The organism is Rhodococcus sp. ARC_M6, assembly GCF_022810305.1.
GTDB lineage: Bacteria > Actinomycetota > Actinomycetes > Mycobacteriales > Mycobacteriaceae > Rhodococcus_F.
The window spans coordinates 1-5,602 of sequence record NZ_JALGQH010000060.1 but is presented as its reverse complement, the minus strand read 5'-3'; the positions used below and the strand labels follow the sequence as shown (position 1 = coordinate 5,602).

Genomic DNA, 5,602 nt, shown 5'->3' with positions numbered 1-5,602 from the left:
AGCTCCCGCTCCCCCATCTGTTAGATCGAACTGAGGAAAAGTTATGGTGCTGCACGCCGAACCGACCAAAGCGCAGGACGAGACGTCGACGCCCGGGCGGAAACACCGGATCTATCCCTGGATAGTCCTTGCACTGTGCTTCGGACTTCTGTTGTCGGACTACATGTCCCGTCAGGTTCTAAGCTCCGTCTTCCCGATCCTGAAAGCCGAATGGGATCTCTCCGATTCACACCTGGCGTCGCTCAGTAGCGTCGTCGCGCTGATGGTCGGCCTGCTGACCTTCCCGCTCTCCATCCTGGCCGATCGTTGGGGTCGGGTGAAGAGCCTGATCCTCATGGCCGTGCTGTGGAGCATCGCAACGTTGCTGTGCGCGATTGCCCAGTCGTACGAGCAGATGCTCGGCGCACGCTTCCTGGTCGGGGTCGGTGAAGCAGCATACGGCAGCGTCGGAATTGCAGTGGTGCTCAGCGTGTTTGCTCCTCGGGTGCACGCTGCACTGGCCGGCGCATTCATGGCCGGCGGTTCGTTCGGATCCGTGATCGGCGTCGCGATCGGCGGCTTCATCGCTGTTCAGTTCAGCTGGCGCTGGTCTTTTGCCGTCATGGCGATATTCGGCCTCATCCTGGTGGCGCTGTTCCGCGCTCTGGTCACCGAGAAACGACTGGCAAAATATGCCGTCGAAGGACCTCCAGCCGCGATCGGCGACGCAGATTCGGTGAGTAGCTACCGCGCTCCTCTCTCCAGCCTGTTCACCAATCCGGCCGTCATGTGGACCTACGTCGGCAGCGGCCTGCAGATGTTCACTGCCGCAGTACTTCTCTCCTGGATGCCGAGCTTCTTCAACCGGTACTACGGCCTGGGCCCCGACAAGGCGGGCGCCGTCGCATCCGTCTTCGTACTCCTCGTCGGCAGCGGAATGGTCGTGTGCGGCTTCATCACCGACCGCGTAAGCCGAAACAACCCGGCTACCAAGTGGACCTCGGCAACCGCCTATTGCCTCATTGCGCTCACCTGCTTGGGCGTGGGATTCAGCCTGGGGAACGGTCCCGTCCAACTGATCCTGATCGGTATCGGCGCGTTCTTCTCGGCCGGATCTTGCGGTCCAGCTGCCGCGATGGTCGCTAATCTCACGCACACCAGCATCCGGGCTTCGGCAATGGGCACGCTCACCGTTGCAAACAACCTACTCGGACTTGCCCTGGGCCCCTTCGTCATCGGAGTCCTCGCCGACCACCTCGGCCTCCTCGACGCACTACGCATCGCGCCGCTGTTCTACATCCCCGCAGCCGCGGCAATGTTGCTGGGACGCCGTGCGTTCCCGGCCGGCCTGCGCAAACTCCAGGAACTACGCCCGGCCGACGCCGCGGCCGGGATCGAGGGAAAATGACCACGCCCGAAAACAGTTACCCCGTAGTCGAAGCGATGAAGGCCGGCGGAGGCTGGAACGAACTCTGGGACGAGCTTCTCGAGATGGATCCGGAGTGGACCGAGCTGTACATGAAAATGGCGATGCAGCCGTACCAGAGCGGCGTGCTCTCCCCCAAGGTCATTCAGCTGCTGTGCATCGCCGTCGACGCCTCCGCCACCCATATGTATGCACCAGGCACGCGGCGACATATCCAGGCCGCCTTGGACATCGGGGTGACGCCCCAAGAGATTCTCGAAGTGCTCAAGCTGGCCACAGTTGTCGGGATTCACTCCTGCAACCTCGGCGTTCCGATCCTGGCCGAGGAGATGGAAGCCTACAAGCAACGTCAGGCTGCCGCCTAACCTGTGCTGAAACGTCAACGGGCCCCTACTCGCGTAGGGGCCCGTTTGCATCGCTCCTACAGAAGCGCCTGTACCGCCCCGAGTTCGCGCTTGAGGATCTTTCCGGTAGCGGTCATCGGAAGCGTCGGAACAAATTCCACACGACGCGGATACTTGTACGCGGCCATCTGCTCTTTCGACCAGGCGACAAGTTCCGCTTCGGTGATCTGCGCAGTCGGCTCGAGAATGACGAAGGCCACAACTTCTTCGCCGTGGCGTTCGTCGGGAACCCCGATGACCGCGACCAGTGACACGGCCTCGTGGCTCAGCAGAACTTCTTCGACCTCACGGGGATAGACATTGAATCCACCACGCACGATCATGTCCTTCGCGCGGTCGACGATGTAGAAGAAGCCGTCCTCGTCGACCCGTGCCAAGTCACCGGTCCGGAACCAGCCGTTGCGCATGACCTCTGCTGTGGCTTCGGGACGGTTGCAGTAGCCCTTCATGATGTTGTGGCCACGAATAGCAAGTTCTCCCAACATATCCGGGCCCGAAACGGTGTTCCAGTCCGCGTCGACTAGACGTGCCTCGATGCCCCAGACCGGGATGCCGATCGACCCGGGCCGCGGATCACGCTCGGGGTCGCTGAACAACGCCAACGGAGAGGTCTCGGACAGCCCGTACCCTTCGAGGATTTGAACACCGAAGCGTTCCTTGAAACGCGTCAGAATCTCGACGGGCAGTGCGGCGCCACCGGAGACCGCCTTGCGCATGTTCCGCGCGATCTTCTCGACATCCACGTTTGCACCGTCGAGCGCGCCGAGAAGCCCCCAGTACATGGTCGGTACGCCGGCAAAGACAGTGATGTTCTCGCGCTCCATCAATGCCAGTGCACCCGCAGCGTCGAACCGCGGCACCAGCACCAGAGTCGAGCCCACCGAGATCGCGGAGTTCATGGCAACGGTCTGCCCGAACGAGTGGAACAACGGGAGTGTGATCAGGCATCGATCGAGTTGTGTTGGGGTGCTCTCGAACAGGCGGTTTGCCGAGAGCGCGTTGAGCACCATGTTGGAGTGCGTGAGCTCCGCGCCCTTAGGCTTTCCGGTGGTTCCACTGGTGTAGAGAATTACCGCGCCATCAGTGGGTTCGCGAACAACAGAATCGAACTGGTCGGTCGAGTCAGCCAGCGCCTCGTCGAGTGTCTCGACTCCGGGAATCGACGAGGGCGCACCCTCCGCGGCGCTGATCAGAATCATGTCGCGGCAGGTCGACGTCTGCTCGAATCCACCGTGTCCGTATTTTCCGATCGGCATCTCGGGGCTACCCTCGAAACAGAAGTAGACCTTCGCCTCGGAATCAGTGAGGTGGTAGGCGATTTCACGTTCCTTGAGCATCACGTTGAGCGGCACGACAATCGCGCCCGCCTTGAGAATGCCGTTGTACACGATCGGGAACGCGAGGATATTCGGGCAGGACAGCGCCACCTTGTCACCCGGTTCCACGCCACGTGACACCAACAAATGAGCGATCCGATTTGCCTGCGAGTTCACCTGCGCATACGTAAGCCGCTTGTCGCCGAGGACAAGCGCGTCGCGATCAGGATACCGACGGGCGGAATCTTCCAGCAGCACAGCAAGGTTGAGCATTACGACTTCTCTTTCACTTGATTCCGGGCGAATAACGTTCGGGGGGCATGGGCGTCTCCGCTCCATGCCCCCTTGACCTAGTAGGTCACCGACACACGCGTCAAGCGTACGCAGCGAACCCGAGATGACCCCAACTCACGGCTTCAGACTCAGTCCGGCCAACTTGCTCAGTCCACCGGCGTAGTGGCGCCGTCCGATCAGCAGAATCACTATCGCGACGACATAGGCGAACGGTATCCACTGCAATGCGCCCAGCAGACCTAGCCTGTCGGACACAAATCCGACGACGAGGGGACCCAACGCCAGTCCGAAGATGTTGTTGGACAGGGTTCCGACGCCGAATGCCGACGCACGAATGGAAGGATGCGTGAGGCTGGCGGTGATCGCGGTGACAGCGCCGGCCGCGCCGGAGCAGAAGAAGGCTCCAATTCCGATCAGTACCAACTGCACCGGGCCGGTGTCGAGTCCGAACCCGATAAACAGTGCTGCAAGCGAGATCGCCGGGTACGTCACCGCAGCGAGCCATCGACGCGCCGGATTGTCGCGACTGATCCGGTCTGCCCCGATACCGCACAGCACCATTCCGGCGCCGATCAGAAGCACAAAACTGGAAGAGGCGAGTCCAGCGGCACTCGCTTCCATGTCGTAGTAACGGTTGAAGAAACTCGGCAACCACACGAGAAGAACTCCGGAGACGAAGAGTTGAAGGCCCCCACCGATATACACGCACATCAGCGAAAGATTGTTGAACAGACTCGAAAGAGGCGCTCGCGCACTGTCTGAACTTGCAGTGGCAGCAACGTCGGGGGCGTCAGCCCGGTTCCTGTCGATGCGCCCCTCGGTAACCACCATCCGCAGAATGAGAGCCAGTACGAGGCCGACTACTGCCATGAAGACAAACGCCGACCGCCATCCGAAGCGATCCGCGACTATGCCACCGAGCGCAACACCGATTACCGATCCGAAATACGTAGAAGCCATGAACGCGCCACTGAGCGAGGCGTGCAGACGAGGAGCGAACATGCTGAGCATGACCGCCATACCGACACTCGCATAGGCCGCCTCACCGAACCCGAGAAGCAGACGGGCACCGAACATTTGGCCGTAGCTCGTGGCCGCTGCGCTCAGTAGTGTCGCGACACTCCACACGACCGCCATGAGAACCACACTGCGAACACGCCCCCACCGATCCGCAAGTAGAGACAACGGCAGAGCAAGCACGCCGACGATCAGCGCGACTACGCTTGTGAGCGAGGCAAGTTGAGAGTCCGATAGTCCCCACTCCAGCTTCAACAGCGGAAATACCGCGCTGAGAACTTGCCGGGACATGTAGTCCGACATCATCAGCCCGGAAATCAACACGAAGACGATCCAGGGAAATGCCCTTGACGCGGCCTTCATCTCAGTCGATCGTCTTTTGTGTTCGTCCACTTGCATTTTCAGCGCCATCAACACTCCTGTTCAAACGGCCGGCGGACGGAACCTCGCGCCGTGCCGATCGCTGTCACTCCCGGGCCTTGTCGATCAGGTCTTGGACCAATGCCTCGGCCCGCGGCCAGTATCCGTACCCCACAGCCGGATTCAGGTGTCCTACCTCGCCGAGATCGAGCACCTGGCTGCCCCATCCTTCCGCCAGACCGACTACTCGCCGATAGTCCGCCAGCGGATCGTTGCGGCTAGCCGCGACCGTGCTGGGGAACGGCAGGCGCTGCCTCGGTACCGGCATCCATCCGTTGTCCTGCAACTGTTCCTGCGTCGGATACGGCTCTCCCATCGGAAAGTCGAAATCCGGCGGTGTGACAAGAAGAGCCCCGGCGATCGGGCGACTGTGTTGCCGGGCCCATTGCGCTGTGATCATCACACCCGCGCTATGCGCCACCAGGACAACAGGTCCCTCAATGTCAGAGAGCACCGCATCCAATGCGGCAACGCGCAAATCGCGGCTGAGTTTGTCGTGTTCGAGCGGCGGAACAGACCGCACTTTGTCGAGTTTCTTCTCGAGGTGCGTCTGCCAGTGATCCTCGACGTGGTCACGTAGACCCGGGACCAGTACTACCGTCGGTGATTCGATCATCAGGAACTCCGTACTTCTGTTGTGTCAGTTGACGATGACTGCCTGTGCAGCTTCAGGGGACGAACAAAGTTCGGGGGCATGAAGGTCACCCTCCATACCCCCGAACCCTGTCCCTCATCTACATGAACTC

5 protein-coding genes are annotated in these 5,602 nt (G+C 61.0%); 2 read left to right on the top strand and 3 right to left on the bottom strand.

What is annotated here, in order from left to right:
* Positions 1 to 43 precede the first annotated feature (43 nt).
* Positions 44 to 1,387, top strand: coding sequence for an MFS transporter (locus tag MTX36_RS29315; RefSeq protein WP_243623176.1), 1,344 nt, complete (start codon positions 44 to 46; stop codon positions 1,385 to 1,387).
* Positions 1,384 to 1,770: a carboxymuconolactone decarboxylase family protein gene (locus MTX36_RS29310; RefSeq protein WP_243623175.1), complete on the top strand. Its 387-nt coding sequence runs from the start codon at positions 1,384 to 1,386 to the stop codon at positions 1,768 to 1,770. Before MTX36_RS29315 ends, MTX36_RS29310 begins: the two co-directional genes overlap by 4 nt.
* A gap of 56 nt (positions 1,771 to 1,826) precedes the next feature.
* Here the strand turns inward: MTX36_RS29310 and MTX36_RS29305 are convergent, their stop codons facing one another.
* The 3 genes from MTX36_RS29305 to MTX36_RS29295 all read right to left on the bottom strand — a co-directional run bounded on the left by MTX36_RS29305 (position 1,827) and on the right by MTX36_RS29295 (position 5,472).
* Positions 1,827 to 3,398 carry a long-chain fatty acid--CoA ligase gene (locus tag MTX36_RS29305; RefSeq protein ID WP_243623174.1) on the bottom strand — a complete coding sequence of 524 codons (1,572 nt, stop codon included), beginning with the start codon at positions 3,396 to 3,398 and terminating at the stop codon, positions 1,827 to 1,829.
* 135 nt (positions 3,399 to 3,533) lie between these two features.
* Positions 3,534 to 4,799: an MFS transporter gene (locus MTX36_RS29300; protein WP_243623173.1), complete on the bottom strand. Its 1,266-nt coding sequence runs from the start codon at positions 4,797 to 4,799 to the stop codon at positions 3,534 to 3,536.
* 103 nt (positions 4,800 to 4,902) lie between these two features.
* Positions 4,903 to 5,472, bottom strand: a complete 570-nt coding sequence (locus tag MTX36_RS29295) for an alpha/beta hydrolase (RefSeq protein ID WP_243623172.1) — start codon at positions 5,470 to 5,472, stop codon at positions 4,903 to 4,905.
* Positions 5,473 to 5,602 lie beyond the last annotated feature (130 nt).